28 protein-coding genes are annotated in these 26971 nt (G+C 71.6%); 10 read left to right on the forward strand and 18 right to left on the reverse strand.

Annotation, left to right across the window (positions count from 1 at the left end; all coding sequences use genetic code 11):
- Positions 1 to 148: 148 nt before the first annotated feature.
- From ACLQ3F_RS22135 to ACLQ3F_RS22145, 3 genes are all read right to left on the reverse strand, one after another.
- Complete coding sequence (locus ACLQ3F_RS22135) at positions 149 to 1117, reverse strand: N-acetylmuramoyl-L-alanine amidase (RefSeq protein ID WP_425851131.1); 969 nt, start codon at positions 1115 to 1117, stop codon at positions 149 to 151.
- On the reverse strand, positions 1117 to 1269 hold the full coding sequence (locus ACLQ3F_RS22140; RefSeq protein WP_238666485.1) for a hypothetical protein: 153 nt from the start codon (positions 1267 to 1269) through the stop codon (positions 1117 to 1119). Before ACLQ3F_RS22140 ends, ACLQ3F_RS22135 begins: the two co-directional genes overlap by 1 nt.
- 126 nt (positions 1270 to 1395) lie before the next feature.
- A complete protein-coding gene (locus ACLQ3F_RS22145) occupies positions 1396 to 2184 on the reverse strand; it encodes an aldo/keto reductase (protein WP_357194844.1) in 789 nt (262 codons plus the stop codon).
- A gap of 94 nt (positions 2185 to 2278) precedes the next feature.
- Here ACLQ3F_RS22145 and ACLQ3F_RS22150 point away from each other — a divergent pair, with 94 nt between their 5' ends.
- Positions 2279 to 3328 (forward strand): DNA polymerase ligase N-terminal domain-containing protein, encoded by a 1050-nt coding sequence (locus ACLQ3F_RS22150; protein WP_425851133.1) that lies wholly within the window; start codon positions 2279 to 2281, stop codon positions 3326 to 3328.
- Between the two features lie 14 nt (positions 3329 to 3342).
- Positions 3343 to 4533, forward strand: a complete 1191-nt coding sequence (locus tag ACLQ3F_RS22155; protein WP_425851135.1) for a threonine synthase — start codon at positions 3343 to 3345, stop codon at positions 4531 to 4533.
- 51 nt (positions 4534 to 4584) lie between these two features.
- Here ACLQ3F_RS22155 and ACLQ3F_RS22160 read toward each other — a convergent pair whose 3' ends face one another.
- The 4 genes from ACLQ3F_RS22160 to ACLQ3F_RS22175 form a co-directional block, all read right to left on the reverse strand.
- Positions 4585 to 5970 carry a pectate lyase gene (locus ACLQ3F_RS22160; RefSeq protein ID WP_425851137.1) on the reverse strand — a complete coding sequence of 462 codons (1386 nt, stop codon included), beginning with the start codon at positions 5968 to 5970 and terminating at the stop codon, positions 4585 to 4587.
- A 258-nt stretch (positions 5971 to 6228) separates the two neighbouring features.
- Positions 6229 to 8028, reverse strand: coding sequence for a glycoside hydrolase family 15 protein (locus ACLQ3F_RS22165; RefSeq protein WP_425851139.1), 1800 nt, complete (start codon positions 8026 to 8028; stop codon positions 6229 to 6231).
- 42 nt (positions 8029 to 8070) lie between these two features.
- The gene (locus ACLQ3F_RS22170) at positions 8071 to 8463 is read right to left on the reverse strand and encodes a cupin domain-containing protein (RefSeq protein WP_425851140.1); all 393 of its coding nucleotides are present in this window, start codon (positions 8461 to 8463) and stop codon (positions 8071 to 8073) included.
- 233 nt (positions 8464 to 8696) lie between these two features.
- Positions 8697 to 9575 (reverse strand): sulfotransferase domain-containing protein, encoded by an 879-nt coding sequence (locus ACLQ3F_RS22175; RefSeq protein ID WP_425851142.1) that lies wholly within the window; start codon positions 9573 to 9575, stop codon positions 8697 to 8699.
- A gap of 92 nt (positions 9576 to 9667) precedes the next feature.
- On the opposite strand from ACLQ3F_RS22175, the gene ACLQ3F_RS22180 reads away from it, so the two are divergent.
- A complete protein-coding gene (locus ACLQ3F_RS22180; RefSeq protein WP_425851143.1) occupies positions 9668 to 10738 on the forward strand; it encodes a beta family protein in 1071 nt (356 codons plus the stop codon).
- Positions 10739 to 10748: 10 nt separating this feature from the next.
- Here ACLQ3F_RS22180 and ACLQ3F_RS22185 read toward each other — a convergent pair whose 3' ends face one another.
- Together ACLQ3F_RS22185 and ACLQ3F_RS22190 are read right to left on the reverse strand one after the other, a co-directional pair.
- Complete coding sequence (locus ACLQ3F_RS22185; protein WP_091393621.1) at positions 10749 to 11030, reverse strand: adhesin; 282 nt, start codon at positions 11028 to 11030, stop codon at positions 10749 to 10751.
- A 191-nt stretch (positions 11031 to 11221) separates the two neighbouring features.
- A complete protein-coding gene (locus tag ACLQ3F_RS22190) occupies positions 11222 to 12295 on the reverse strand; it encodes an NAD(P)-binding domain-containing protein (protein WP_425851145.1) in 1074 nt (357 codons plus the stop codon).
- A gap of 109 nt (positions 12296 to 12404) precedes the next feature.
- Here ACLQ3F_RS22190 and ACLQ3F_RS22195 point away from each other — a divergent pair, with 109 nt between their 5' ends.
- Complete coding sequence (locus tag ACLQ3F_RS22195; protein WP_357227241.1) at positions 12405 to 13121, forward strand: MIP/aquaporin family protein; 717 nt, start codon at positions 12405 to 12407, stop codon at positions 13119 to 13121.
- 66 nt (positions 13122 to 13187) lie between these two features.
- A complete protein-coding gene (gene dacB / locus ACLQ3F_RS22200; protein WP_425851147.1) occupies positions 13188 to 14771 on the forward strand; it encodes a D-alanyl-D-alanine carboxypeptidase/D-alanyl-D-alanine endopeptidase in 1584 nt (527 codons plus the stop codon).
- Positions 14772 to 14816: 45 nt separating this feature from the next.
- Here dacB and ACLQ3F_RS22205 read toward each other — a convergent pair whose 3' ends face one another.
- The 3 genes from ACLQ3F_RS22205 to ACLQ3F_RS22215 all read right to left on the reverse strand — a co-directional run bounded on the left by ACLQ3F_RS22205 (position 14817) and on the right by ACLQ3F_RS22215 (position 16988).
- Positions 14817 to 15146, reverse strand: a complete 330-nt coding sequence (locus tag ACLQ3F_RS22205) for a hypothetical protein (protein WP_357194873.1) — start codon at positions 15144 to 15146, stop codon at positions 14817 to 14819.
- A 115-nt stretch (positions 15147 to 15261) separates the two neighbouring features.
- Positions 15262 to 16194 carry a hypothetical protein gene (locus ACLQ3F_RS22210; RefSeq protein ID WP_425851148.1) on the reverse strand — a complete coding sequence of 311 codons (933 nt, stop codon included), beginning with the start codon at positions 16192 to 16194 and terminating at the stop codon, positions 15262 to 15264.
- Between the two features lie 200 nt (positions 16195 to 16394).
- Positions 16395 to 16988: a pentapeptide repeat-containing protein gene (locus ACLQ3F_RS22215; RefSeq protein ID WP_425851150.1), complete on the reverse strand. Its 594-nt coding sequence runs from the start codon at positions 16986 to 16988 to the stop codon at positions 16395 to 16397.
- A gap of 97 nt (positions 16989 to 17085) precedes the next feature.
- Here ACLQ3F_RS22215 and ACLQ3F_RS22220 point away from each other — a divergent pair, with 97 nt between their 5' ends.
- Positions 17086 to 18318: a serine hydrolase domain-containing protein gene (locus ACLQ3F_RS22220; RefSeq protein ID WP_425851152.1), complete on the forward strand. Its 1233-nt coding sequence runs from the start codon at positions 17086 to 17088 to the stop codon at positions 18316 to 18318.
- Positions 18319 to 18365: 47 nt separating this feature from the next.
- On the opposite strand, the gene ACLQ3F_RS22225 is transcribed toward ACLQ3F_RS22220, so the two are convergent.
- The 3 genes from ACLQ3F_RS22225 to ACLQ3F_RS22235 form a co-directional block, all read right to left on the reverse strand.
- Positions 18366 to 19424 carry a hypothetical protein gene (locus ACLQ3F_RS22225; RefSeq protein WP_425851154.1) on the reverse strand — a complete coding sequence of 353 codons (1059 nt, stop codon included), beginning with the start codon at positions 19422 to 19424 and terminating at the stop codon, positions 18366 to 18368.
- An 81-nt stretch (positions 19425 to 19505) separates the two neighbouring features.
- Entirely contained in the window at positions 19506 to 19970 is a 465-nt protein-coding gene (locus tag ACLQ3F_RS22230) for a PPOX class F420-dependent oxidoreductase (protein WP_357194886.1), read from the reverse strand.
- Between the two features lie 42 nt (positions 19971 to 20012).
- Positions 20013 to 20651: a DUF6642 family protein gene (locus ACLQ3F_RS22235; RefSeq protein ID WP_357194889.1), complete on the reverse strand. Its 639-nt coding sequence runs from the start codon at positions 20649 to 20651 to the stop codon at positions 20013 to 20015.
- A 304-nt stretch (positions 20652 to 20955) separates the two neighbouring features.
- On the opposite strand from ACLQ3F_RS22235, the gene ACLQ3F_RS22240 reads away from it, so the two are divergent.
- Positions 20956 to 21735, forward strand: a complete 780-nt coding sequence (locus tag ACLQ3F_RS22240; RefSeq protein ID WP_357194892.1) for a D-Ala-D-Ala carboxypeptidase family metallohydrolase — start codon at positions 20956 to 20958, stop codon at positions 21733 to 21735.
- 104 nt (positions 21736 to 21839) lie between these two features.
- Here ACLQ3F_RS22240 and ACLQ3F_RS22245 read toward each other — a convergent pair whose 3' ends face one another.
- The 3 genes from ACLQ3F_RS22245 to ACLQ3F_RS22255 form a co-directional block, all read right to left on the reverse strand.
- Positions 21840 to 22193: a hypothetical protein gene (locus ACLQ3F_RS22245; protein ID WP_357194895.1), complete on the reverse strand. Its 354-nt coding sequence runs from the start codon at positions 22191 to 22193 to the stop codon at positions 21840 to 21842.
- Between the two features lie 201 nt (positions 22194 to 22394).
- Complete coding sequence (locus ACLQ3F_RS22250; RefSeq protein ID WP_425851356.1) at positions 22395 to 23135, reverse strand: response regulator; 741 nt, start codon at positions 23133 to 23135, stop codon at positions 22395 to 22397.
- A complete protein-coding gene (locus ACLQ3F_RS22255; RefSeq protein WP_425851157.1) occupies positions 23114 to 24367 on the reverse strand; it encodes a sensor histidine kinase in 1254 nt (417 codons plus the stop codon). Before ACLQ3F_RS22255 ends, ACLQ3F_RS22250 begins: the two co-directional genes overlap by 22 nt.
- A gap of 132 nt (positions 24368 to 24499) precedes the next feature.
- On the opposite strand from ACLQ3F_RS22255, the gene ACLQ3F_RS22260 reads away from it, so the two are divergent.
- Genes ACLQ3F_RS22260 through ACLQ3F_RS22270 form a run of 3 tightly spaced genes read left to right on the forward strand, consistent with a single transcriptional unit; the run spans position 24500 to position 26939 of the window.
- Complete coding sequence (locus tag ACLQ3F_RS22260; RefSeq protein ID WP_425851159.1) at positions 24500 to 25396, forward strand: ABC transporter ATP-binding protein; 897 nt, start codon at positions 24500 to 24502, stop codon at positions 25394 to 25396.
- Positions 25393 to 26187: an ABC transporter permease gene (locus ACLQ3F_RS22265; protein ID WP_393223363.1), complete on the forward strand. Its 795-nt coding sequence runs from the start codon at positions 25393 to 25395 to the stop codon at positions 26185 to 26187. The genes ACLQ3F_RS22260 and ACLQ3F_RS22265 overlap by 4 nt, the downstream gene beginning before the upstream one ends.
- Before the next feature lie 2 nt (positions 26188 to 26189).
- A complete protein-coding gene (locus ACLQ3F_RS22270) occupies positions 26190 to 26939 on the forward strand; it encodes a YqeB family protein (protein ID WP_425851162.1) in 750 nt (249 codons plus the stop codon).
- The last annotated feature ends 32 nt before the right edge of the window (positions 26940 to 26971 follow it).

Below are 26971 nucleotides of genomic sequence, written 5' to 3' on the forward strand. Positions count from 1 at the left end.
CGACCGTACGGTCGCGCCCCCACCATTCAGGAGATCCGCTCGGGTTCCTTGAAGTCGGGGCATCCTCGCACGTGGGACACCCCGACTTCCGGGAAGTCGAGTCGATCAAGTCAGGGCCGGGCGGGTCAAGCCGCGGCGGGCGTCGGGGTCAGACGCGGGTGAGGCGGACGGCGTCGGCGACGATCAGACCGGTGGCGTTGCTCCACCGGCTCACCGCCACCCGGTTGGCGTCCCCGGCCGGCAGCGTGAACGTGCCGAGGGACCGCCACTGCCCGCCGGTGGCCCGCTGGTCGACGACGACCGTCCGGTTGCCGGTGGTCGTGGCGACGATGTACGGGGCGGCACCGTTGTATCCGGAGGTCGCCGGCCACCAGGCGTCGACCCGGTAGTTGGCGGTGGCCGGGACGTTGAACTTGTACCAGGCGGCGTCACTGGCCGCGACCGGCTCCGCGTACCGGTAGTCGGCACCGTAGCGCTGCGCCGAGTACGTCGACACACCCCAGTTCGCGCTGGCGCTGAAACGGCCGGCGGTGGTGTTGTCCACGATGGAGGACCACGCCGGCGGGGTCCCGCCGGACATCTTCGCGGCCACGTCGGCGCGCATGACGTTCAGGTCGATGAAGGACGGGTCGATCTTGCCGGAGGTGCTGGTCTCCCGGTGGCCTCGGGCGTAGCTGCTGTCCCGGCCGAGCCGGGTGAGCACGGCGGCGGTGGCGGCGAGCGACGCGTTGTACTGCGCGGCGGTCATCTCCTGGTTGACGCCGTTGTAGTCGATCTCCCAGCCGATCATCAGAGTGTTGCCGTCCCCGGCGGGGATCGGCCCGCTGCCGCCGCTGGCCCCGGCATGGTTGCACCGGCCGGCGGAGATGACGTGGAAGACACCGTTGTAGTCGACCAGCGCCTGACACAGCGGGCCCGGCAGGTCGGACCGGCCGTTGATGCAGATGCCGAGCGCCGGGTGCGGGTTGCTGGCGCTGGAGGTCGACGCGGTGTGGTGCCAGAGCACTCCGATCGGGTCGAACGAGCCGGGCCGCATCCGGTTGAGCCAGTCCCCCTCGACCACGACCTGGACCCCGGCGGCGCGCAGCACGTCCACCAGCCAGGGGATCGTCGCCATCAGGCGTCCTGGAGCAGGTCGGCGAGGCATTCGGCCTTCGGCGCGGCGCTCGCGGCGGCGGGTCGGGTGACGACGGTCAGCGCGGCGACCACCAGGGCGGGGATGCCGAGCACCCCACGACGGGGCAGACGGATGGACGGGGTTCTGGCCATGGCGATCCTCCAGCGACTGACGGGTACGAATGGATCGACGAACGTGATGACGGGACGCTATACCGTCACGTACGTCGATGTCGATACCCTTCATTTACCGGTCACGTACTGAAGGATTCCGCCGACTCAGACCTCGCCGAGCGCGTCGATGTCGCGCATCTCCTCCGCCGTGAGCGAGAAGTGGAAGACGTCGAAGTTCGCGGTGATCCGCTCCGGGGTCACCGACTTCGGGATCACCACGATCTCGTGGTCGATGTGCCACCGCAGCACCACCTGCGCCGGGGAGACGCCGTGCGCGCCGGCGATCCTGGTCAGCACCGGGTCACTGAGGTCGCTGGTCTTGAACGGGCTGTAGCCCTCCAGCACCACGCCCCGGTCCCGGTGCTCGGCGTGCCGCTGCCGGTCGTACAGCGACGGGCTCCACCGGATCTGGTTGACCGCCGGGTTCTCCTCGGTGGACTGGATCAGCTCGTCGATCTCCGCGGTGCTGTAGTTGCTCACCCCGACCGCCCGGGCCAGGTTCTCGTCGCGGGCGGCGAGCATCTCGCGCCAGAGCGGGATGCTGTCCCCCGGCGACGACGGCGGCCAGTGGATCAGCCAGAGGTCCACGTGCTCGACGCCGAGCGCCTCAAGGCTGGCCTCCAGCGTCGCGCGCTCCCGACCCACCCGGTCCGGCGGGAGCTTGGTGGTGATGAAGAGGTCCTCCCGACGCAGCCCGCTCTCGCGTACCGCCCGGCCGACCTCCCGCTCGTTGCCGTACACGGTGGCGGTGTCGAGGTGCCGGTAGCCGGTGTCGAGCGCGGCCAGCACGGCGTCGTAACCGGCCTGGCCGGTGGCCTGCCAGGTGCCGAAGCCGAGCAGGGGCATCCGCACGTCACCGGGGAGCAGGGCGGTGGGCTGGTCGGTGAGGTCCATGAGGTCCGTTCTACCCCGCCGCGCCCCCGACCGCCGAGCGAACCGGACACTCCGGCGTCCAGCGCACCGGTCCGCTGTGCCGGAGAATGCGGGTGTGACCGACCGGCTGGACGAGTACCGGCGACGGCGGGACGCGGCCCGCACACCCGAGCCGGTGCCGTCGGAGAGCCCGCCGCCGGCCGGCCCCGACGCCGACGCCGCCCGCTTCGTCATCCAGCAGCACCACGCCCGCAGCCTGCACTGGGACCTGCGCCTGGAGCACGAGGGGGTGCTCGCGTCCTGGGCGGTCCCGCGCGGTCTACCCCGCGATCCGGGTCACAACCACCTCGCCGTGCACACCGAGGACCACCCGATGGAGTACCTCGACTTCGCCGGTGAGATCCCCGCCGGTGAGTACGGTGGCGGCCGGATGCTCATTCACGACCGGGGCACCTACCGCTGCGAGAAGTGGCGCGACGACGAGGTGATCGTGACGCTCTCCGGTGAGCGGACCGCCGGCCGCTACGTCCTCTTCGCCACCGGGGGACGGGACTGGATGGTCCGCCGCACCGACCCCGCGCCGCCGGGCTGGACGCCGATGCCGGAACTGGTCCGACCGATGCACGCCACGTCCGCCGCCCGGCTCCCCCGCGACCTCGCCGCCTGGGGGTACGAGCTGCGCTGGGACGGCGTGCGGGCGATGGCGTACGTCTCCGGCGGGCGACTGCGGCTGCTCTCCGAGACCGACGAGGAGATCACCGGCGGGTATCCGTGGCTGCGTGCGATGGCCGAGGCACTCGCACCGACCGAGGCGGTGCTCGACGGTGTGCTGGTCCGCATCGACGGTGCCGGGCGGGTCCGCCCGGTTCGACCGGCCGCCGGCAATCGGGTCCCCGCCGGCGCCCAGTACCTGATCGTCGACCTGCTCTGGTTGGAGGGCGTGAGCAGCGTCGACGTGCCGTACGCGCAACGCCGGGAGCTGCTCGATGGGCTGGTCTTGTCCGGTACGCACTGGCAGACTCCGCCGTGGTTCCCGGGCGCGGGCGACGAGGCCCTGCGTGCCGGACGGGAACAGGGCCTGCCGGGCGTGGTCGCCAAGCGACTGGACTCGGTCTACCAGCCGGGGCGGCGCAGCCGGCACTGGCTGAGCATCGACGCGGTGTGACGGCGAGGAGCGACGTGTACCTGACTCACCTGGACTGCCCGCGCTGCGGCAAGGAACACGCCGCCGACCGGTTACAGAATCTCTGCGAGTGCGGGTCGCCGCTGCTGGCCCGCTACGACCTGCCGGCTGTGGCGACCGTGGTCACCCCGGAACACTTCCCGCTGCGCCCGGCCGACCTGTGGCGCTACCGGGAGCTGCTGCCGGTCGCCGACCCTCGGCACGTCACCACGCTGGGTGAGGGCTGGACGCCGCTGTTGCGGGCTCCGGCGTACGGCACCGAGATCGGCATCGCGGACCTGATGGTCAAGGACGAGGGGCTGATCCCGACCGGCTCGTTCAAGGCCCGGGGCGCGGCGGTCGGGGTGAGCCGGGCCCGCGAGCTGGGCGTCGAGCGGCTCGCGATGCCCACCAACGGCAACGCCGGGTCGGCCTGGGCCACGTACGCCGCGCGGGCCGGAATGGGCGCGACGATCGTCATGCCGCTGGAGGCGCCGAGCATCTGTCGGCGCGAGTGCGTCGCCGCCGGTGCCGACCTGCGCCTGGTCGACGGGTTGATCGGCGACGCCGGTCGGCGGGTGGCCGAGCTGATCGCGGAGTCGAACGGGGCGATCTTCGACGCCGGCACGCTGCGCGAGCCCTACCGGCTGGAGGGCAAGAAGACGATGGGGTACGAGATCGTCGAGCAGCTCGGCTGGCAGACGCCGGACGTGATCATCTATCCGACCGGCGGCGGGGTGGGCCTGATCGGCATCCACAAGGCGCTGCATGAGCTGCGCGAGCTGGGCTGGATCGGCGACAAGCTGCCCCGGCTGGTGGCGGTGCAGTCCACCGGCTGCGCGCCGATCGTGCGGGCCTTCGCCGCCGGCGAGGATCGGGCCCAACCGTGGACGGACGCGCACACCGTGGCGTTCGGCATCACGGTGCCGGCCCCGCTGGGCGACGAGCTGATCCTGGCGGCGCTGCGGGAGTCCTCCGGCACGGCGGTCGCCGTCGACGACGCGGACATCCTGGCCGATCTGCGGGACTTCGCCGCCCGGGAGGGGCTGCTGCTCTGCCCGGAGGGGGCGGCCTGCCTCACCGCGGCCAAGCAACTGCGGGCGGGCGGGTGGATCCGGGCCGGTGAGCGGGTGGTGGTGCTCAACACCGGTGCCGGGCTGAAGTATCCGGACACTGTCGACGTCTCCGGCGTACCCCTGATGGGGTGAGGTGACGGCGCCCCGCGGACCGGGCGGTGCGCGGGGCGCCGTCGTGCCGGTCTACTGGTAGGTGATGTCCGAGGGCGAGTAGAGGCAGTTGACGCCGTCGGCGCCCTCGCCGATCTCGGTCGGCTCGCTGCCCTTCGGTACGCCCTTGTACTTCACGCAGATCGAGGTCTCCCGGTCCGGGTCGTCGACGATGGTGATCCGGCTGAACCGGGCGGTGTCGCCCCAGTTGGTATTGATGCCGACGATCGCGTCGGTGTTCCGGACGATGACGTTGTCGATCACCACGTGCCGCTGGTACGACGTGGAGCAGTTGCCGCAGGCGCGGTAGAGCTTGCCGGCGTTCTCCACCCGGAAGTTCTTGATGTAGACGGTGCCCGAGCCGTTGTGCTGGAAGACCTTGTCGCTGGCCGAGCGGGCCCCACCGCCGTCGACCGTGTACGTGGTGCCGCCGCGGAAGGTCGCCGCGTCCTCGCCGACGTCCTCCCACCAGACGTTGATCAGAGTGCAGTTGCCCTCGCAGTGCACGCCGTCGCCGGCCGGAGCACCGATGATCACGTTGCGCAGGGTGGCGCCGGCGGCCAGCTCGAACATCGGGTCCTGACTCTCGCTCTGCCCGCCGTCACCGATGCCGTAGTAGCGCTTGAGCCCACCGTCGAACGAGCCGGAGACCGGGATCGTGGCGTCCACCTTCTGACTGCCGGTGGGCGTCGGCCAGCCAGCCGGCGGAGGTGTGGTGGTCGGCGGCGGCGTGGTGGGTGGCGGGGTGGTCGTCGGTGGCGGGGTGGTCGTCGGTGGCGGGGTGGTCGGGGTGCCGCCGCCGGACGAGTCGACAAGCACGTCGTCGAAGCCGCCACTGGCGTACGCGGTGACCAGGCCGATCCGGCCCGCACCGGCCAGGCTGTTGCTGCCGGACGCGATCTGGGTGCCGTTGACGAAGCCGCGGATGGTGCTGCCGCTGGTCTCGATGCGCAGCGTGTACCAGGTGCCGGTGCCGATGCCCAGCGCGGCGGAACCGATCGCCGTGACGGAGCTTCCGTTCACGGCCTGGAGTTCGGCCCGGCCGGAGCCGAGCAGGGCCAGCCGGTACATCTTGGTGCTGCTGGTGGAGCGGGCGGCGAGCCCGACCAGGGCGCTGGACGAGCCGAAGCTCGTCGGCCTGACCCGGGCCTGCACGGAGTAGTTGGTCCAGCTGCTCTGGCCGGCGAACTGGCGGGCCAGCTCGCTACCGGCGTTGGACTGGTTGAGCACGCCCGAGCCGTCGACGGTCCAGGTGCCGCCGGACTTGGACCAGCCGGAGGTGTCGCCGTCGGTGAAGTCGTCGCTGAAGACGGTGGCCGCGAAGGCCGAGGTCATGCCGGCGGCGAGGGCTGCCGCGGTCACCCCGGCGCCCACCGCCAGCAGGAGTGGTCGGCGGCCGGAGAGTCGTCTTTTCTGCACAGGTGTCCTCCTTGACGCATGTGGTGGTGATCCCTCGGCGGCCGTACCGAGACGTGTTCGCACGGCGTGCCGCGTTGAACGGGATCGGTGTGCGCCCCCGTCGGACGCCCGGATCCGAAGCGGGGTGAAGCGGGATCAACAGCCCTGGGAAAGGGCTTTCCCACTCCATCGAGGCTAGGACTGTCCAACCATCAGCGTCAATGCCTGGCGCTTGCAGGTCTGTTGCAGGATTCCGGCCCTGACGGAAACGCCGAACGATCAGTAGCTCTCCGGCTCGGTGATCCGCCAGGCCGCGTTGATGAGCCCGATGTGCGAGAGCGCCTGGGGCATGTTGCCCATCTGCATGCCGGTGGTCAGGTCGATCTGCTCGCTGAACAGTCCCACGTCGTTGGAGTACCCGACGACCCGCTCGAAGAGCGCCTCGGCGCGCTTCGGCTCACCCGTCATCACCAGGCACTCCACCAGCCAGAACGAGCACAGCAGGAATCCGGCCGGGTCGGTCGTCCAGCGCCGCAGCAGGCCGTCCTCGGTGCCCAGCTCGCGCTCGACCATCGCGATCGTCGAGCGCATCCGCGGGTCGGTGGCCGGCAGGAAGTGCGTGACCGGCAGGGCGAGCACCGAGGCGTCCAGCTCCGGCGATCCGAACGCGCCGGTGAACGCCCCGATCCGGTCGTTCCACCCCTCGCGCAGCACTGTGTCGCGGATCTCGTCGCGTACCCGCGCCCACCGACGGGGGTCGGCCCGATCCCCGAGCCGGTCGGCGAGCCCCACCGCCCGGTCCATGGTCAACCAGCAGGACACCTTGGACGAGACGTAGTGGCGCTCCTCGTCGCGGGTCTCCCAGATGCCCCGGTCCGGCAGGTGCCACGTCGTGGCCACCTGCTCGGTCAGCCCGAGCACCATCTCCCGAAGCTCGTCCTCGAACCGCGTGCCCAGGTAGTCGCGCAGCCGCCACACCGCCGACATCACCTCACCCGGCACGTCGAGCTGCCGCTGCCGCCACGCGTCGTTGCCGACCCGCACGGGTCGACTGTCGCGATAGCCGCGCAGGTGGTTGCAGTGGTGCTCGGAGATGTCGCGCTCCCCCTCCAGCCCGAAGAGCACCGGCACGGGCTCGTCGCCGAACCGGCCGATCGAGCGGGTCGCCCAGTTGAACAGCCGGGACGTCTCGTCGGGGCAGGCCGCCACCCAGAGTGCGCGCATGGTCAACGAGAAGTCCCGCAACCAGGAGTAGCGGTAGTCGTAGTTCCGGTCGCCGCCGATCTGTTCCGGCAACGACGAGGTCAACGCGGCGGCGACAGCGCCACTGCGGGCGTACGTGAGACCGGTCAGGACCGTCGCGCTGTGCGTGACGAGTTCGGGGTAGCGACCGGAATAGGTGTGCGTCTCCCGGAACGCCCGCCACGCCTGCGTCGTCTCGGCAAGGCTGGTCAGCGGGTCCACCCGGGCCGGCGGGTCGCCGTACGCCTCGCCGAACGCGAGGTCCATCCCGATCACCTGACCGGCGGAGACCTCGAACTCGTGGGTCACCCGGTCGGTGCCCGCCCGCAGGTGCAGGCCTCCGGCGCGCAACATCAGCACCACCGGGCCGGCACCGGCCAGCACCCCACCGTCCGGCTGCTCGTGCAGGTACGGCGTGAGCAGGCCGTACTCCGGGCGGGGCGCGAAGTCCAACGCCATGCGTACCCGCCCGGAGAGCCCCTGAACGACCCGGATCAGCACGGCGGGTGAGTTCTTGCCCAGCTCGTGGGCGCGGGCGCCGACCTCGGCGGCCAGCGCGTCGGTGACCGCCACGCTGCCGTGCGGGGTGTGGTGCACCGTCCGCAGCACCAACGTGTCCGGCAGGTACGCGCGCTCCACCCGGTGACCCGGGCCGCCGACCCCTACCGGCGCCAGCCGGAAGTGGCCGGCTCCCGGGTCGAGCAACCGCGCGAACACGGACGACCCGTCGAACCGGTGCGGGCACCACCAGTCGATCGAGCCGTCCTTGCCGACCAGGGCACCCGAACGAGAGTCCGACAGAAACCCGTAGTCGGAGATCTGCGGCTGCTGCTCCACCCGCCGGGGGTACCCGCATCGGCCCGGATCAGGCCGGACGGATCACTCGGTCGGTGGCTCGTCCTCGCCCGCCGCCTCGGCCGCGTCGGCCTCTTTCTTGGTCTTGTGCACGGCCTTGTCGGCGTGCTCCGGCGGCCCGTACACCGTGTAGAGCACCAGCGGGTTGGGACCGGTGTTGACGAAGTTGTGCTTGGTGCCCGCTGGCACCACGACCAGGTCGCCTGCGACGACCTTCCGCTTCGCGCCGGCGACCCGCGCCTCGCCGACGCCACTCACGAAGGTGAGGATCTGGTCGATGTCTTCGTGCACCTCCTCGCCGATCTCCCCATCGGCGGGGATGGTCATGATGACCAACTGGGTGTGCTCACCGGTCCACAGCACGCGCCGGAAATCCGGGCTCTGCTCGGCGACAGTCGCGATAGTGAAATGCTCCATGCCCATGCTCTTACCCCGTCCGGCGGTGCGCCACGCCGGGACTCACGAATGGTGGAATTCCTGACGCTGGGCGGGTTTGGATCCGCACGGACCGGGGATCGAGGAGCGGACCGGCGCGAACGGCCGGTCGAGCCAGGTCCCCGCCGGCGTACCGCCGAACGGCTGCGGTGGTGGGAGACGGCCAGAGCGCGGCGACGTTCCGATCACGGAGCGGCGCCGCGCGCTCTTGTGACCTAGCGGTGCAGCCAGGTGAGCAGGTCGGGTGGGGCCAGCGCCGCGACCCGTCGCCGGTAGCGGACGAGGCCGGCCTCGTTCAGGAGATCGCGCCAGTGACCTGAGCCGCCACGGCGAAAGAACGCCTGCCGGTCGCGCAGCACGCCGAGCGTGTCCGGTGCGAGCCGGTCGGCCCGCTCCCGCATGCGACCGAAGGTGGCCGCCTCCACCAACTCCGGCCCCGGGCTCGGGAGTTTCCACCGGTCGGCGAGCCGGCGCATCTCACCGCCCAGATCGGCCAGCAGGTCGTCGTAGTGCACAAGCTCGACGTTCGGCTCGTGCCGGCGGGCCCACGCGTCGCTGAGGTGCATCAGCACTCCGGGCAGCGAATCCAGCTCGGCGCGGGGGTCCGCCTCCCGGTCGACCCAGCTCGGCAACCACTCCCCTACCGAGGGCCGCTGCGGGGGCGGTCCGGTCGGGACGGGCCGGCCAGTCAGCTCGGCGATGCGCGCCCGGTCCAGGTTCGCGCCCTGGTGGTAGAGGGAGACCGCCATGTCCAGCGGGTGCCGGGCCACCACCACGTAGTGCGCCCGAGGGTCGAGCGGCACCCCGTCCAGCGGGGTGTGCGTCTTGATGAACCGCCGGTGTGGCTGGGCGGCCAGCCGGTCGTACACGGTGGCCCGCGGCTCGCCCAACCAGTCCAGCCACGGCGAGAGCTCTGTCAGCGGCGCTGGCAACTGCGGGGTACGGAGCACCAGGAGCGCACAGATCATCTGCATCCACGTGGTGCCGCTCTTGGAGCGGGTGCTGATCACGATGTCACCGTCGCGGAACGGGAACCCGCCCCACCGCGCGCTGTCCTCTTCGTCGGATTGGTAGCGGTGCATCGGCGTGGGCATCGGTGGATGGTAGTCGCCGAACCGACAGTCGAGCAGCCGAATTCCGGCTTACATTCCTGGGGGCATGTCCATCTGCCTGGCTAGATTGAAGTATGGTGCCCGCCCACGGGGGCCGGGCGACGGCACCGGTCTACCGCCCCATCCTCGCCAACCGACGGGGCGAGCTTGAGGCCCTGAGCCACCTCGATCCCGCGTACGCCGCACTGGTCGCCCCGATCCTGGAGATCGGCGCGATCGGTAGGTCCACGATGGACGCCATTCGCCGGATGCCGTCCGGGCTGCTGCCCGCCGTCGACGTCAGCGCACTACCCGACATCCCCGAGGCGGAGCTGACCCGTTGGGGCGTACCGGTGGTGCCGGTGATCGGGCTCTCCGAGAACGACCACCGGCTGGTCGCGCACGGCGCGGCGGCGCGGGCGTACGGCCGACGCGCGCTCATCCGGCTACGGGCCGGTCGGGACCGGGCCGGGCCGGACGCGAGCACCACGGCTGTGGAACGGATCTGGCGGTTCACCGGCCTCGCCCCGGAGGAGTGCGACCTGCTGGTGGACGCGGGGGACGTCTGCTGCCCGGCGGATGTGCGGACCGCCGAGCCCCGGGTACGCCACCTGCTGGACTGGGCACGCCGACACGCCTGGCGGTCGGTGACGGTGGCGGCGGGCGGTATGCCTCCGACGCTGTCCCGTCTGCCCACCGACGAGCCTGTCCAACTGGACCGTTGGGACTGGCAACTGTGGCGGCGGCTGGCCGACGCCGGGGTCGACTATGGCGACTACGGCGTCCACCCGACCGGGCCGGGCGCGGATGACACTGGCGACCGGTTGCCGACCGTGCGCTACACCGACGACGGCAGCTGGTGGGTCTACCGCTGGGCGCGACGCGGCGGCCGGGGCGACGACCGGTTCGCCGACCTGTGTCGCACGCTGGTGTCGGCACCGCACTGGCCGACCACCGGTGCGGCCTTCTCCTGGGGTGACCATGAGCTGCTGCGCCGGGCCCGCCGGGGCGCCGGGGCCGGCTCGACCGCCAACTGGGCGGCGTGGAGCACCTCGCACCACCTGGCCCACGTGCTCGCCACGCTGTCGCATCCGGCCGGCGACGGGGCGCCGCGGTGGCACCCCGGGCAGGGGCCACCACCGCAGCGGGGACGATCGCTGCGCTGAGGGGCCGGGTCTACTGCTTCTCGGTGAAGCCGAACTGGATGATGCCCTCGTCGTCGACAGTCGCGTCCACCGACGCGTCCCCGAGCAGCTCGGCGGCGTCCTCGTCCAGGAAGATCCGGGCGCCCTGGTTGTCGACCACCCGATCGCCCTGTACCGGTTCGGGCACCAGCTCGACGGTGAGCGAGCCCGCCTCGGTGTCGGCGGCGATACGCACACCGCCGTCCTGGGCGACGTCCTGTTGGTTGGCGAGGTCACGGATGACGAGCACGGCGTTGTCGGTCATGGTGAGCATTGACGGAACTCCTCGTGATTTGTCGGCTCGCGGTCGGATACCGCGCGGACCGGACAGTCGGTCCGCGTACGAGCAACGTGGGAGGCGACAGAGGGGCGAACGATCATCGCCGTCGCATCGAATCGGGGCAGCTGACGGCCCCGTCACTCCCACCGTGCCCGCTGACCGACCATCCGTCAAATAGAGCCAGGTCAGTGGAGAGCGGCGGCCGGCGCCAGCCAGGCGCGAATCTCGTTGACCGCCGCGCGGCCGGCCCGGTTGGCCCCGATAGTGCTGGCCGAGGGGCCGTACCCGACCAGGTGAACCCGGTTGTCAGCGACCACCCGGGTGCCGTCCATGGTGATACCGCCGCCCGGCGCGCGCAGCCCCAGCGGGGCGAGATGGTCGATGGCAGCCCGGAAGCCGGTGCACCAGAGGATCACGTCCGCCGGCACGAACCGCCCGTCCGTCCAGGCCACCCCGTCGGGCGTGATCCGGTCGAACATGGGTAGCCGGTCGAGGACGCCGCGCTCGCGCAGTCGGCGTACCTCCGGGGTGACCGGAAGCCCTGTCACGCCCACCACACTTCCCGGTGGCCGGCCGGAGCGGACCACCCGGTCCACCCGAGCCACCGCGGCGCGACCCAGTTCCGGGCCGAACTCCTCGTCGTTGAACGTCGGCGGCCGGCGGGTCACCCAGGTGGTGGCCGCCGCGACCGTGGAGACCTCGCCGAGCAGCTGCACGGCCGAGGTGCCGCCGCCGACCACCACCACGCGCAGGCCGGTGAACTCGGCGGGCCCCCGGTAGTCGGCGGTGTGCAACTGGCGTCCCCGGAACGTCGACCGGCCCGGGTAGTGCGGCCAGAACGGTCGCGTCCAGGTGCCGGTGGCGTTGATCAGGGCTCGGGCGGTCCAGGTGCCCCGGTCGGTGCGCACGTCCAGTCGTCCGTCCGGGCGGGAGTGCACCCCCCGGACCCGCACCGGCCGCCGCACCGGCAGGTCGAAGGCCCTCTCGTACGCGGCGAAGTAGGCGCTGACCTGCTCGGAAGCCGGGCGCTGCGGCTCGGTGGGCGGGAACGGCAGCCCAGGCAGGTCATGGAAGCCGTGCACGCGGTCGAAAACCAGCGTCGGCCAGCGGTGCTGCCAGGCGCCGCCGGGCCCGTTGTCGGCGTCGAGGATGACGAAGCCGCTGCCGGGCGCGAAGCCGGTGCGGTGCAGGTGGTAGCCGGCGCTCAGGCCGGCCTGCCCGGCGCCGATCACCACGACGTCCACGGAGTGGGTGTCCACGTGGGCTACAACGCGCCAGACGTCACCGCTGTGCCCGTCCTCGACCGTCGCGCCGATCACAGACGGCCATTCCGGCTTCGGCCACCTGAGCTGCACTTACGCTGAGTGAATGAGCGACTTCCGTCGGTACGCGGCCGAATTCCTCGGCACCCTTCTGCTGGTGTTCTTCGGAGTGGGCAGCGCGGTCGCCGCCCGGGTCCAGGGCGGCGTGGTGGTGGTGGCGCTGGCCTTCGGGTTCGTGATGGTGGCCCTCGTCTACACGATCGGCCCCCTCTCCGGCAGCCACGTCAACCCAGCGGTGACGCTCGGTGTGCTGCTCTCCGGCAAGATCTCGGTACTCGGGGCGGTGGCGTACTGGATCGCGCAGTTCGTCGGCGCGACAGTCGCGGCCTTCGTGCTCTGGGCGCTCACCCGGTGGGGTGACGTCGCGGACCAGACCGGGGCCCTGGGCACCAACGGTTACGGCGCGCACATCAACCGGGGCGGAGCAGCCGTGCTGGAGGTCGTGCTGACCTTCCTCTTCGTGCTGGTCGTGCTGGTGGTGACCAGTCGGAGTGAGAATCCGGGCACCGCCGGGCTGGCCATCGGCCTGGCCCTGGCCGTTACCCAACTGGTGGGCGTGACGCTGACCGGAGCTGCGGTCAACCCGGCCCGCGCGTTCGGCCCGGCGGTCTTCGAGGGCGGCGTGGCGCTGCGGCAGCTCTGGGTGTTCATCGTCTTCCCGCTGCTCGGTGGGGCGCTCGCCGCGCTCGTCGCACCACTGGTCATGGGCGCGCAGCGGCACTACTGGGGTGGCCACGAGAAGACGGTCGGCAGGCCGAAATGACCTGGACGGCAATAACTTTCGCCTGAGGGTCTTTTCTGGCGAATATCTCCGTGACAGCATCAGCGGATGCATCGTCGTCACTTTCCCCGGGCCCTCGCGCTGCTCGCGCTGGTCGCCACCGCGGCCACTGCCGCCGCGCCCGGTGCCACAGCCGAATCGCCCACCCCCGCGACGACCCGCCTGCACGACACCATCGACACGATCCTCGCCGACACCCGGCTGGCCGGCGCACAGGCGTCGGTGGTCGTCGTCGACACCAGCACGGGCCAGACGCTCTACGACCGCAACGGCGACCGCCGGCTGGTCCCGGCGTCCAACACCAAGCTGCTGACCTCGACCGCGGCCCTTGAGCTGCTCGGCCCGGGGCACCGCTTCGGCACCGACGTACTCGCTGGCGGCAAGCGCCGTGCGGGCCTGCTCTCCGGCAACCTCTACCTGCGCGGTGGGGGCGATCCGACAATGCTCGCCGCCGACTACGACGCGCTCGCCGCGCGGGTCGCCGCCGACGGCGTGCGGGTGGTCACCGGAAACCTGGTCGCCGACGACACCCGCTACGACAACACCCGACTCGGCCCCGACTGGACCTGGGACGACGAGCCCTACTACTACGCCGCGCAGGTCTCCGCGCTCACCGTCGCCCCGGACACCGACTACGACGCGGGCACCGTGATCGTGCACGCCGCACCAGCCGACCGGGCCGGCACCCCGCCGGTGGTCACCACCACCCCCGCAACCGGGTACGTCAAAGTCGACAACCGCGCCCAGACGGTCAGCGACGGCGAGACCTCGATCTCGATCGAGCGCGAGCACGGCGGCAACACCGTCGTGGTGACCGGTCAGATCGCCGTCGGCGACGAGCCCGCCAGCGACTGGGTCACCGTCTGGGAACCCACCGGCTACGCGGCCGACGTGTTCCGGTCGGCGCTGCACCGACACGGCGTCCGGGTGCTCGGCCGGACCGTGCTCGGCCAGCCCACCCCGGAGACGGCCCACCCGGTGGCGCGCCACGACTCGATGAGCCTGGGCGAGCTGATGACGCCGTTCCTGAAGCTGTCCAACAACGGGCACGCCGAGGTGTTGACCAAGGAGATCGGTCGGGTGCTCTCCGGCTCCGGCACCTGGACGGCCGGTCTCACCGCGATCAGCGAGTACGTCGCCGACACCGGAATGGACACCGGGAGACTGCGCCAGCGTGACGGCTCGGGATTGTCCCGGCGCAACCTGATCCCGGCGGCCGAGTTCGTCGACCTGCTGAGCGCCGTCCGCGCCGAACCGTGGTTCGCGACCTGGTACGCGGCGCTGCCGATCGCCGGTCAGCCGCAGCGGTTCGTCGGCGGCACCCTGCGCAGCCGGATGGCCGGCACACCGGCTGCGGGCAACGTGCACGCCAAGACCGGCAGCCTGACCGGTGTCTCCGGGCTTTCCGGCTACGTGACCAGCGCCGATGGGCGACTGCTGGCGTTCTCCATCCTGCTCAACAACTACCTGACGGCGTCGGTGAAGTCGCTTGAGGACCAGGTCGCCGTGGCGCTTGCCGGCTTCCGCGAGGGTGGTGCGTCGGCGGCACGGGTGGCCCCGCCGGCGGTGCCGGAGACGCCGCGTACCCCGGAGGGCATCGAGTGTTCCTGGGTCAAACCGATCACCTGCTGAACGATGGCCGGGAGGCGCGGACGCGCCTCCCGGCCCGGCGAGCGCTCAGGCCGGACGGTCCGGTGGGGGGACCACCGCCGTCGGGTCACCGCGTTCGATGAGCGCGGCGATCTCGGCGGCCCGCAGCCCGCGCAGCGCCAGCACCCGGGTGCCCCAGCGGTGCAGGCGGCACGGGTGCGGGCTGGCGTCGTTACGGCAGACCACGCCCCCGGACCACCGTCGGGGGGCGTGCACCACCACCGCCCGTACGGCGAACTGGGTGTCCTCGCCCGTCACGTACGGCGGCAGGGGGATGTCGCGAAGAACCTCCCCGGACGCTTCACCGGTGCCGGACGAAGCGGCGCGACGGACGCGGTGGGTCGTGCTGCTGCTCATCGGCTGCCTCCACACTGGATGGTCGGATGGGGACAGCAGAAAGTTACGACGCGTTCGACAGTCCGCGACGGACAAACTGTCCCGCTGGCCGATCGCACAGCGATCAGTCAGTCAGTCAACGCACCGTCACGGCCTGGAGGCCGACGTTGCCGCAGTGCTGCGTGAAGACCTTCTCGACGGTCCAGTTCAACAGCAGCCGGGCACCCTTCGGCAGAGTGAAGCGGATCGTGAACTGGGCGCTCTGACTGGTGTACGGGTCTTCCAGTCGGGCGATGCTGGCGGGCCCGCCGGTGGACAGCCGCGCTTCCAGTCGCCCCCGAGCCATCCAGGTGCCACCGTAGAGCTGGACCGTGCGCGGCTCACCACTGCCGGCGACGGCGAGGCTGAACCCGTTCCCGGCACCGCAGGCGTAGACGCCGTTGGAGCTGCCGTCCGTCGACCGCTCCGGCGTGCCGTCGGCCCAGCGCACGTACTCCTGGTTGCCGTCCCAACCGACCCGCCGGCCCGGGCCACCCCCGTCGATGATCTCGCCGGAGCCGGAACGCTTGCGGTTCGTCGACCTGCCGCCGCGCTCCCCCCAGTGCACCCAGTCCCGGGCGCCCACGGCGGTGAGGTCGACGATGGCGGGCATCTCGCCCCGGCTCACAGTCAGTGCCGGCGAACCGGGCTTCGGCGGTGGCGGGGTGGGCGCGCTGGCCGACGGCGTCGGGTCCGGCGAGGGTGGGCGCTGGCGCGGACGCAGGCCGGGCGTCGCCGGCCCCGCCTCGCCGGTGCGCCCCTCGGCGGCCGGGTAACCGGTGGAACGGGCGGAAACGCCGCCCGGAACCGCCTGGTCGTCGTCCGGCGCTGGACTAGACCGGGTGGCGAGATACGAGATCAACACCACCAGGCAGACGAGTACGGCCGCTCCCTCCACCGCCCAGCGCCGCCGCTGTCGGGCGCGGCGCAACACACTGCGGGTCTTCCCGGCGGTAATGGCACGCGGACGGTGCTTCGACGGCGTGTCGCCAGCCCTCGAACCAGCCCGCGTGCGGTCTTCGTCCGCCACCGACCCCTCCAACTCCGCCGCCCGGCCGTTTCGGACCGCCGAGGACCACACCAACCACTGTGGGCAGTTTCACGTTTACCCGGGGCGTGGACGACACGCTAGATCCGGACTGCCGGACGTGTCCAGCCCACAATGGGACGCTGCCGGACAACCCGGCCGCCCCGGACGGACACCTGGGCAGACCAGAAGCCCTTTCCGGGTCAGCCGATCCGGAAGCCGAGCAGTTGCGCGACGACCACTGCCTGCTCGACGTCGATCACGGCACCGGCCCGTTCGACGACCGTCGGGTCCAGCGCGGTGAGATCGCTGCCCCGCAGGTCGGCGCCACCGAGCCGGACGTTGGTCAGCTGCGCCCCGGAAAGATCGACACCGGTGACCGTAGCACCGGTGAGGTTGGCCCTGGTGAGGTCCACCTCGCGCATGCGCACCCCGGTCAGCCGGACGCCACGCAGGTCGGCGCCGGGCAACGCGACGAAGGACCAGTCACCGCCGTCCACCGTCAAGGGACGCAGATCGCACTCGCTGAAGGTGCTGCCGACCAGCTTGCAGCCGGTGAACTCGGCCTCGAAGAAATTGCACCGCCGAAACACGCAACGGGTGAAGGCGGAATCGACATGTCGGGAGGCGTTGAACGCCACGTTGCCGAACGTGCACCCGGTGAAGACAGCACCCCTGCTCACCGCCTCGGTCAGGTCCACCCCGAAGAACTCGCAACCCACGAAGTGCCGGTCGGCCAGCTCCTCGCCGTACCAGTCCTCGTTGCGGAACGTCATGTCCTCGGTCAACTCCGGCATCTGGCCAGGCTAGTGGGCGCGGCCGACAGCCGACCGCCGGCGGGGCCGGTGCCGGCCCCCTTCCCGCACCGGTGTACCGGCGAGTAGGTTCGGCGGCGTGAGTGTGGCTCGGAGCAAGGACCCGGATCAGATCGGTTTCGACAGGGCGCGGCTGGCGCGGATCGACGAGCACTTCGGCCGGTACGTCGACGACGGCCGGCTGGCAGGCTGGCAGGTGGTGGTCACCCGGCGCGGCGAGGTGGCGCACTCCTCGACGTACGGGCTGCGTGACCGCGAGTCGGGCGCACCGGTCGAGGCCGACACGCTGTGGCGGATCTACTCGATGACCAAGCCGGTCACCTCGGTCGCGGCGATGATGCTGTGGGAGGAGGGCCGGTTCGAGCTGACCGACGAGATCAGCCGCTGGCTCCCCGAGTTCGCCGACCTGCGGGTCTACTCCAAGGGGTCGGCGCTCAAGCCGTTCACGGTGCCGGCGGTCGAGCCGATCCGGGTCTGGCACCTGCTCACCCACACGGCCGGCCTGACGTACGGCTTCATGCAGACCTCGGTGGTCGACGGGCTCTACCGGGCCGCCGGCTACGACCTGTACCCGCCCGCGGACGTCGACCTGGCCGGGGCCTGCGCGGCCTTCGGCGAACTGCCGCTGCTGTTCCAGCCCGGCTCGGCGTGGGGCTACTCCGTCGCCACCGACGTGCTCGGCCGACTCGTCGAGGTGATCTCCGGGCAGAGCCTCGACGCGTTCTTCGCCGACCGGATCTTCGGCCCACTGGGCATGACCGACACCCGCTGGTGGGTGGAGGGCGACGAGGCCGACCGGCTGGCCGCGCTCTACGTACCGGAACCGCGCAGCGGTCGGGCCGTCCGCTACGACAGCCTGGGGTCGCTCGCGTTCAGCAAGCCGGCGCTGCTCTCCGGCGGCGGCGGCCTGATCTCCAGCGCCGCCGACTACCACCGGTTCACGCAGTTGCTGCTGCGCGGCGGCGAGCTTGACGGCGTCCGGCTGCTCGGGCCGCGCACTGTGCGGTTCATGACCCGCAACCACCTGCCCGGCGGTCAGGACCTGGGCACCCTGTCCACCGGCGGCTTCGCGGAGACCACACTGGACGGGATCGGCTTCGGTCTCGGCTTCGCGGTGGTCGACGACCCGGTCCCCAGCCGGGTGCCCAGCAGCGTCGGCGAGTACTACTGGGGTGGGGTGGCCAGCACCGCGTTCTGGGTCGACCCGGCCGAGGAGATCACCGCGCTGCTGTTCACGCAGCTGATGCCGTCGAGCACCTACCCGCTCCGCTCCCAGCTGCGCCAGCTCGTCTACGCCGCCCTGGTCGACTGACCGGCGTGGGGTCCGTCGCCTGCGGCTGACGGACCCCACACCTCAGGTCAGCGGAGCTGCTGCGCCTGGATCGCCCGGATCTTCGCCGGCTTCACGGCCGAGAGGTTCGAGATCAGGTACGCCCGCACGCTGCCGTCCGGGAACACCGCCCACAGGTCCGCCACGCCGTCGGCGTTCAGGTCGGCGGCGGTGAGGCTGCTGATCGCGACGCCCGTGTTCCACCCGGAGGCGAGCCGGTACTGCGTGTAGGCGAGCGCGCCGGTCCCGTCGCCGTTGTCGGTCATGGTGACGCCCTGCCAGAGGTAGAGGTCACCGGTGGTGGCGTTACGCAGCACCAACGCCGCCCCCGAGGCCAGCTCGGTGCTGGCCAGGGTCCAGTTCTGCCAGTCACTGCCGCCGGTCGGAGTGGCGTTGCCCTGCGGCAGCGGAAGGTAGAGGCTGGGTGCCCAGACGTTGGGGTAGTAGGCCAGGCGGTAACCGTTGCTCGCGTCGCCGACGATGCCCAGCAGGTCCGGGATGCCAGTGTCGACGCCGTCCGCCGTGAACCCGTTGACGAGCTGGATCGGAGAGTTGCCGTATTCGTCGAGGAGGTAGTCGCCGATGAGAGTGACCTGTCCGCTGCCGCGGTACGGGTTCACCATCGTGCCGTCGCCGACGCCCGCGATGAAGCTGCCGCCTCCGGCGTTGACGCCACCCGGGTAGTAGGCCAGGAAGTCCTGGTTCGCGGTGCCGAAGAAGCGTCCGGTGATCACCTGGGCGCCGTCGAAGTCCGCGGCCGGGATCTCGTTGCCGGAGACCCCGTTGCCGTGGACGCCGATGTTCACGGCCGGGACCTTCACGCGGCCGGTGCCGACGCCGGTGGTCGCGTCGACCCGACCCCGCGCCGCCCAGACGCCGGAGGCGAGGCCCGTCGTGGTGCCGCCGACGGTCACCAGGTCGGGTACGCCGTCGCCGTTGAGGTCCTTGTCGACCGGGCCGGCGACGGCCGGGGTCGGGGTGTTGGCTGGGGCGGCCTGAGCCGGCAGGGCCGGCGCGACGACGGCGAACGCGAGGGTGGCCGGCACCGCCCAGGCGAGCAGTCGGCGAGGGACGGAAGGGTTGTTCATGGGTCCCCGTTCGGGTCAGTGGATCTTGCTTGGTTCACCATAGTCGATGCGCACCAGCGGGTGGATCCACCGAACGAGGGGTCAGTCGGCGAGACGGGCCGGGAAGCCACCGGTGGCGATCGGGCCCCAGGCGTCGATGGTGATCCGGATCAGCGACTTGCCCTGACGCACCATCGCCGCCCGGTAGTCGTCCCAGTCCGGGTGCTCACCGGAGATGCTGCGGAAGTACTCGACGAGCGGCTCCAGCGCCTCGGGCAGGTCGAGCACCTCGGCGGTGCCGTCGATCTGCACCCAGGGGCCGTTCCAGTCGTCACTGAGCACGCAGGCCGAGACCCGGGGGTCGCGGCGGAGGTTGCTCACCTTGGCCCGCTCGGGGTAGGTGGAGACGACCAGTCGCCCCTGCCCGTCGACCCCGGCGGAGACCGGGGAGGACTGCGGTCGCCCGTCCGCCCGGGTGGTCATCAGCACGACGCGGTGTCGCGGCCGGAGGAAGTCGAGCAGGCCGTCCCGGTCGACCCGGGTGTTCCTTGCGATGCTGCGTGCCATCCCCCGTTCCTACCAGGGTGCGGGCGCAGCGGCGGCGGCGGGTCAGCGGGGTCGGGCCGCGGCGCGGCGCGCCTCCTGGGTGGGCACCCGGGGACGGCCGGACGGACGCCAGGCCCGACCGTTGGCGTAGATCACCCGAAAGCCGAGGTACGACGCGAGCGGCGCCCAGTGGGCGGAGCCCATCCGCAGCTCGGCGGCATTGTGGCGCTGGCCGTTGGCGAGCACGTCGAGGAGCACGGTTTCGAAGGCCGCCGATTCGACCCAGTCGACTTCCCGGGTGAAACCGCAGATGAGGGCGGCTCCGGTGACCTCCAGGAACTCGCGCAGCACCGCGTCCGAGGCGCGCAGCACCGAGCAGCTGCCGAAATAGAGTCGCCGCCCCTCCGCGCGGCCGGCCATCAGCTCGGCCACCTCGTTCAACTCCACCGACTGCCAGTCGGTGAGGCAGAGCCGGCTCGGCTCGCCGTGCATGGCGAAGAAGCCGACCCGGTGGTCGGCGTACTGCTTGAGCAGCCAACGGTCCAGGAAGTAGAACAGCTCGTCGCGGGTGGCCGCGTCCTTGTGGATGAACCGGATCTTGCCCAGCCGCTCCAGCAGCTCGAGCGTGGGCAGCACCGAGCCCCGCTCGTTGAGGTCACGGTGCCACTGACCCTCGACACAGAAGACGCCACCGCGTGCCACGTGCACCTCCGCCAGTCCGCCACCCGGGGCTGACGTTACCGGCCCCGATCACCCCGGGAACATCACCCTGCGTGTGGCAGATTGCGACGTTCGGTGCGCTTGGCCGTAGGAGGGGTGATCGGCCGGAAATGGCTGTTTCGCAAATCAGCCGAATTCCCAGCCAATACCCAGCCACAGCGGATTGTGAGCACGATTCTCGTTAACCACCTCCAACGGCACTGATCAGTGCGAGGGTGGAAATCACGGGACTTCTCGGTCGATGTCCTGGAGCCACCCCATTCGCTCTGCTATCGGGAGGACTTCTGTGCGCGTAAACACCTTGAAGCGGGTCGCCGTCGCATTCGCCCTGGCACTGCCAGGGGCCGTAATCGCCACGGTGGTCGCCGCACCGGCGGCGCACGCGGACGGCTGTTACACCTGGAACCGCACCCTGAGCCAGGGGCGGTCCGGCGATGACGTCCGCCAGTTGCAGATCCGGGTCGCCGGGTGGGCCGGCTACCGGGACATCGTGGAGAACGATGGCCGCTACGGGCCGAAGACCGCCGCCGCGGTCAAGCGGTTCCAGCAGGCGTACGGGCTGCGCGCCGACGGCATCGCCGGCCCACAGACCTTCGCCAAGCTCTACCAACTCCAGGACAACGACTGCACGCCCGCGCACTTCACCTACGGCGAGTTGGACAACGGGTGCGGCGAAAGCGGGTGGAGCGGCGGCCCGCTGTCGGCGAACCAGACCAAGCAGAACGCGCTGCGCACCATGTGGAAGCTGGAGGCGCTGCGCAAGAGCCTCGGCGACAAGCCGCTCTACGTGTCGAGCGGATACCGCAGTCGCGCCTGCAACAACCAGGTCGGCGGCGCGTCCGACAGCCAACACCTGTACGGCAACGCGGCCGACGTGACCTCACGGACGTCCTCGCTGTGCCAGGTCGCCCGCGGCGCCCGCAACAACGGCTTCAGTGGGATCTACGGGCCGGGCTACCCCGACCACGACGACCACGTGCACGTCGACTCACGCCGGGAGAACAACAGCGACGACAGCTCGAACACGACGAGTTGGTCCGCCCCGGACTGCGGGGTCGGCAACTGAGTCGACCGCTCAGAGCGACGTCGGTCCGACGCGGAGGGGGGAATCTCCGCGCCGGGCCGACGTCGTGTCGCCCCGGGTCGTGTGGGCGGAGGGGGACAGCGCGCTCAGCTCGCCCGGGGCCAGCGCGGCGCGGTGACGGGGGGAGTCACCGGCCGGCCGGTAGCGGTGGGCCGTACCCCCTGGGGGACGGCCCGCGCGGCCTGTTGCCGCGACGGCCCGGTCGCCGTGAACGGAAACGGCACGTGCACGAACGGATTGCCATGCCGGATCAACGCTTCGATCTGCCGCTCGTTGAGCCCGTGTGCCTCCAACACCCGACGCCCCCAGCGGTGCAGTCGGCACGGGTAGGAAGCGCCGTCGTTGCGGCACAGCGGCCCGGTGGGCCACTCCTCGGCGGTGTGCACTACCACCGCCCGGACCGCGAGCCGGACATCCTCCGGGGTCAGGGGTGCCGGCATTGGCACCTCACCCAGTACCTGATCGATGGGATCCGTCGACTGCTCACCAACTCGCACGGCAGGCCTCCCGCAGTTCGGCAGCGGTACGGCGGACCTACCGCACCGACATCCTCGGCCATGGGTACGGCGGACACCGGACGAAAGTTCAATTCCGGTACGCGGTAAGCAGATCCTCCGCCGACAGGCCGGCGCGACCGACCGTCAGACGAGGCCGGCGTCGTGCACGAGCAGGGCCACCTGGACCCGGTTGTTCAGCTCCAGCCGGGTCAGCAGCCGGGACACGTAGGCCTTCACCGTCGCCACGCTCATGAACAACTCCCCCGCGATCTCCGCGTTGGTGTGACCCCGCCCGAGCGCGACCGCCACCTGCCGCTCCCGCTCGCTGAGCCCGGCGAGGAGCCGCAGCGCCCGTTCCCGGCGCGGGTCCGGGCCGACCGGGCCGGGGGCGGCGGCGGTCACGTGGGCGATCAACGTCCGGGTCACCGTCGGCGAGAGCGTCGCCTCGCCCGCCGCGACCCGGCGTACGGCGCGCACGATCTCTGCCGGCGGGGTGTCCTTGAGCAGGAAACCGGCCGCCCCGGCGCGAAGTGCCCGCAGCACCTGTTCGTCGGCGTCGAAGGTGGTCAGCACCAGCACCTCCGGCGGGTGCGGTTGGGCACGCAGCGCCTCGGTGGCGGTCAGCCCGTCGACCCGCGGCATCCGGATGTCCATCAGCACCACGTCCGGGGCGTACGCGGCGACGGCCGCCGGCACCTCGCCACCGTCGGCCGCCTCGCCGACCACGGCCAGGTCCGGCAGACCGCCGAGGATCATCGAGAGCCCGGCCCGGACCAACGCGTCGTCGTCCACGATCAGCACGCGCACCGGCGGCGCAGCCGCTCCGGCCGGCATGGTCGCGTCCGGCGGCCCGGCGGGGCTGGTCACGCCGGCCACGGCAGCCAGGCGGCCAGCCGGAAGTCACCGCTGTCGTCCCGACCGTAGGCGAGCCGCCCACCGGCCAGGGTGACCCGTTCACTGATGCCGACCAGGCCGGTGCCGGCACCTGGCAGTGTGCCGCCGGGCGGCACGCCGACCGGCCACCGGTTGCCGATCGCCACTGTCAGTCCGGTGCCCGGCCCGCCGGCCACATCGACGGTGACGGCCGCGCCGGCCGCGTGCTTGCGGGCGTTGGTCAGCCCTTCCTGCACGATCCGGTACGCGGCCCGGCCCAGCGCCGCCGGCACCTCCCCCGGGCTGGCGACGCTGTCGCTGACATTGACACGCACCCCGGCCGACCGCGACTCCGCGATCAGCGCCGGCAGATCGGCGAGGGTGGGCTGCGGCGGCTCGGGGGTGTCGCCTGTTCCGTCGTCCTCGGCGCGCAGCACCCCGATCACCTCGCGCAGGTCCTGGAGGGCGGCGTGCGCGCTGCCCCGGATCACCCCGGCGGCGCGGGCCACCTCGTCGGCCGGCGCGTCCGGTCGGAATTCCAGCGCACCCGCGTGCAGGCTGAGCAGCGAGATCCGGTGGGCCAGCACGTCGTGCATCTCCCGGGCGATCCGGGTGCGTTCGAGGTGGCGGGCCTGGGCGATCCGCAGTTGCTGCTCCGCCTCGGCCCGCTCGGCGCGCTCGCGCAACGACACGATCAACTGTCGGCGGGCCCGGACGAACATCCCCCAGGCCAGCACCGCGAAGGTGATCACCACCCCCCAGGTCACAGTGGCCCAGTACGGCATCACCGGATCTGGACGGGTCCAACTGAAGACCAGGTTGGTGAGGAGCCCGGCACCGGTGATCGCGACCGCGACGGCGGTCCGGCGATGCACCACCACTGTGAAGTAGATGATCAACAGTGGGATGGCGGCGGCCAACGAGAACAGGTTCAGCGGCAGGGTGGCCACTGCCAGCCCGAGCGGCCACCGCCGACGCACCCAGAGCAGGCCGCAGCAGACCAGCCCGAGCACCGTGTCGACGCCGACCATCCAGTCGTGCGGCAGCGCGGTCGCCGCCTCCGGGTTGGGCGACAGGGCGTCGAAGGTGACGAACAGCACCCACAGCAGCCCGAGCAGGAACGCCAGGCCATCCACCACCCAGTCACGTGTGGTGCGGCGCGGCCTCTCCCGGACACGCTCGGCCGGCACCACCAGCTCCCCGGGCAGCAGCCAGGGGTGCTCCGGAACGGCGATGCTGGTCACGCGCCCATGCTAGGCAGCCGACGGGCGACACGACCAGCTACCAAAGTCGAGATTCGATGATCGACCAAGGTCGAGACGGTACCGACCGGTGGCCGCAGCGGATGGCCGGGCGGCGCGGGCAGGCTCAACCGCATGATCACCGTGGAGAACCTCACCAAGCGGTACGGGCCACACCCGGCCGTGGACGACGTGTCGTTCCAGTGCGAGCCGGGCACCGTCACCGGTTTCCTCGGCCCCAACGGCGCCGGCAAGTCGACGACCATGCGCATGATCTGTGGGCTGACCACGCCGACCGCCGGCCGCGCCACCGTCTCCGGGCACCCGTACCGGGAACTGCCCAACCCGGGTCGGGAGGTCGGGGTCCTGCTGGACGCCTCCGCCCAGCACGCCGGGCGCACCGGCCGCGAGGCGTTGACGCTGTCCGCGTACACGATGGGTCTGGACCGGCGCGAGGTCGCCGCGAAGCTCGACCTGGTCGGGTTGAACGCGGTGGCCGCGAAGCGTCGGGTACGGGCGTACTCGTTGGGCATGCGCCAACGGCTCGGGCTGGCGCACGCGCTGCTCGGCGACCCCCGGGTGTTGATCCTCGACGAGCCGGCCAACGGCCTGGACCCGGAGGGGATCTTCTGGATGCGCGGCCTGTTGCGTGACTTCGCCGACCGGGGCGGCACAGTGCTGCTCTCCTCCCACCTGCTGCGCGAGGTGGAGGCGGTCGCGGACCGGCTGGTGGTGATCGGGGGCGGCCGGATCGTGGCCCAGGGCGACAAGAACGAACTGCTGGCCGGGGGCGGCACTGTGGTTCGCGCCCGCGACGACGCGGCGCTGCGTCGAGCGCTGGAGGCGGCCAACCTGAGCGCCGCCGACAGCTCGGAGGGCCTGCTCGTGCAGGCCGACGCCGAGGCGGTCGGCCAGGCGGCGGCCGATGCCGGCGTCGCGCTGGCCGAGCTGCGACCCGCCAGCGGCGGCGGCCTGGAACAGCTCTTCCTCACCCTGACCGCCGGCGAATCGACCAAGGAGGCCGTTCGATGACCACCACCACCGCGCCCGCCGCCGGCGCCGTCGCGCCAAGGCACCACTCTCCGGTACGCCGCCCGTCGTTGCTCCGTCTCAGCGCCGTGGAGATGCGCAAGCTCGTCGACACCCGGGCCGGCCGCTGGCTGCTGATCGCCATCGGTCTCGTGGTCGTCGCGATCGTCACCCTCCTGCTGATCTACGCCGAGGACTCCGAACAGACCTTCTTCACGTTCTTCGCCAGCTCGTTGTTGCCCGTCAACGTGCTCCTGCCGGTGCTCGGCATTCTGTCGATCACCAGCGAATGGTCACAGCGCACAGCCCTCACCACCTATGCGCTGGTGCCCAGGCGGCAGCGGGTGGTGGCCGCGAAGCTACTCGCGGTGGTGCTGGCGGCGCTCGCCTCCCTGCTGGTCACAGTGGCCGTCGCCGTCGTCGGAACGCTGGTCGCGTCCGCCACCGGTGGCGCGGGCACCTGGCAGGTCGACGCGTCGCTGATCGTGAACGCGGCGGTTGTTCAGGTCGCCGGCGTGCTGATGGGTGCCGCCTTCGGTCTGCTGCTGCTCAACACGCCGTTGGCCATTGTCGGCTACCTGCTGCTGCCGACCCTCTGGTCGGTGCTCGGCGAACTGGTCCGACCGCTGCGCGGTCCGGCCGGTTGGCTGGACACCAGCCGGACCATGGAGCCGTTGTTCACCAGTCACGTCACCGGCGAGCAGTGGGGGCGCCTTGCGGTCTCCCTGCTGGTCTGGATGGTGCTCCCGCTGGCCGCCGGGCTGTTCCGGACGCTACGCCGCGAGGTGTCCTGACCATGGAGATGGCCAGCTACCGTCCGCGCACCGTGGTCAGCGGCGGCCCGCTGGAACTGGCGGTCCTGTGGGGTGGCTTTCCGCTGCTCGGCGCGGGCGCCGGGTGGCTCCTCGCGGCGGCGACGGGCTGGCTCGCCCGGCTGCCCTGGGTGCCGTTCAGCGACCTGATCGAGTGGTTGGACCGGCTGCCCGAGCCGCAGGCCACCGCCGGCACGATCGGGGTTGGCGTCCTGGCCGGCCTGGTCATCGCCGGGATCGGCACCGCCGAACGGTTGATCGTCACCGTCGACGGGGCGCAGGTCCAGCTGCGCCGCTCGGATGAGAACCGGACCATCGCCCGGGTCGACACCCGGGTGGTCTTCCTCGCCGACAAGCACCTGGTGCTGCTGGACGCCGACGGCGCGGAACTCGTCCGGGAGTCGACGGACCTGCCGGCGGCCCAACTGGCGGCGGCGTTCCGGGAGCACGGCTGGGGCTGGGCGGACGACGACCCGCACCGGTCGGCGTACCGGCTGTGGGTTCCGGGCCTGCCCGGGTTGCCGGCCGGCGCGGACGCGCTGCTACGTGCCCGGGATCGGGCCATCGAGCGGGACCGCCGCGACGACGCCCGGGAGTTGCGCCGCGAGCTGGGGCAGATCGGGGTGGTGCTGCGCGACGAGGGCAAGCGGCAGTACTGGCGGTTGACCACCAGGGCACTCGCTCCCGGGCCGGAGCGGCCGACTTCGGCCGAGCGGGAGCCGGACGGGCGGTAGCGTCTGTCCCAGCAGACCCTGGGAGCCGCGCG

It is taken from the genome of Micromonospora sp. DT15 (assembly GCF_049841475.1).
Taxonomy (GTDB): Bacteria; Actinomycetota; Actinomycetes; order Mycobacteriales; family Micromonosporaceae; genus Micromonospora.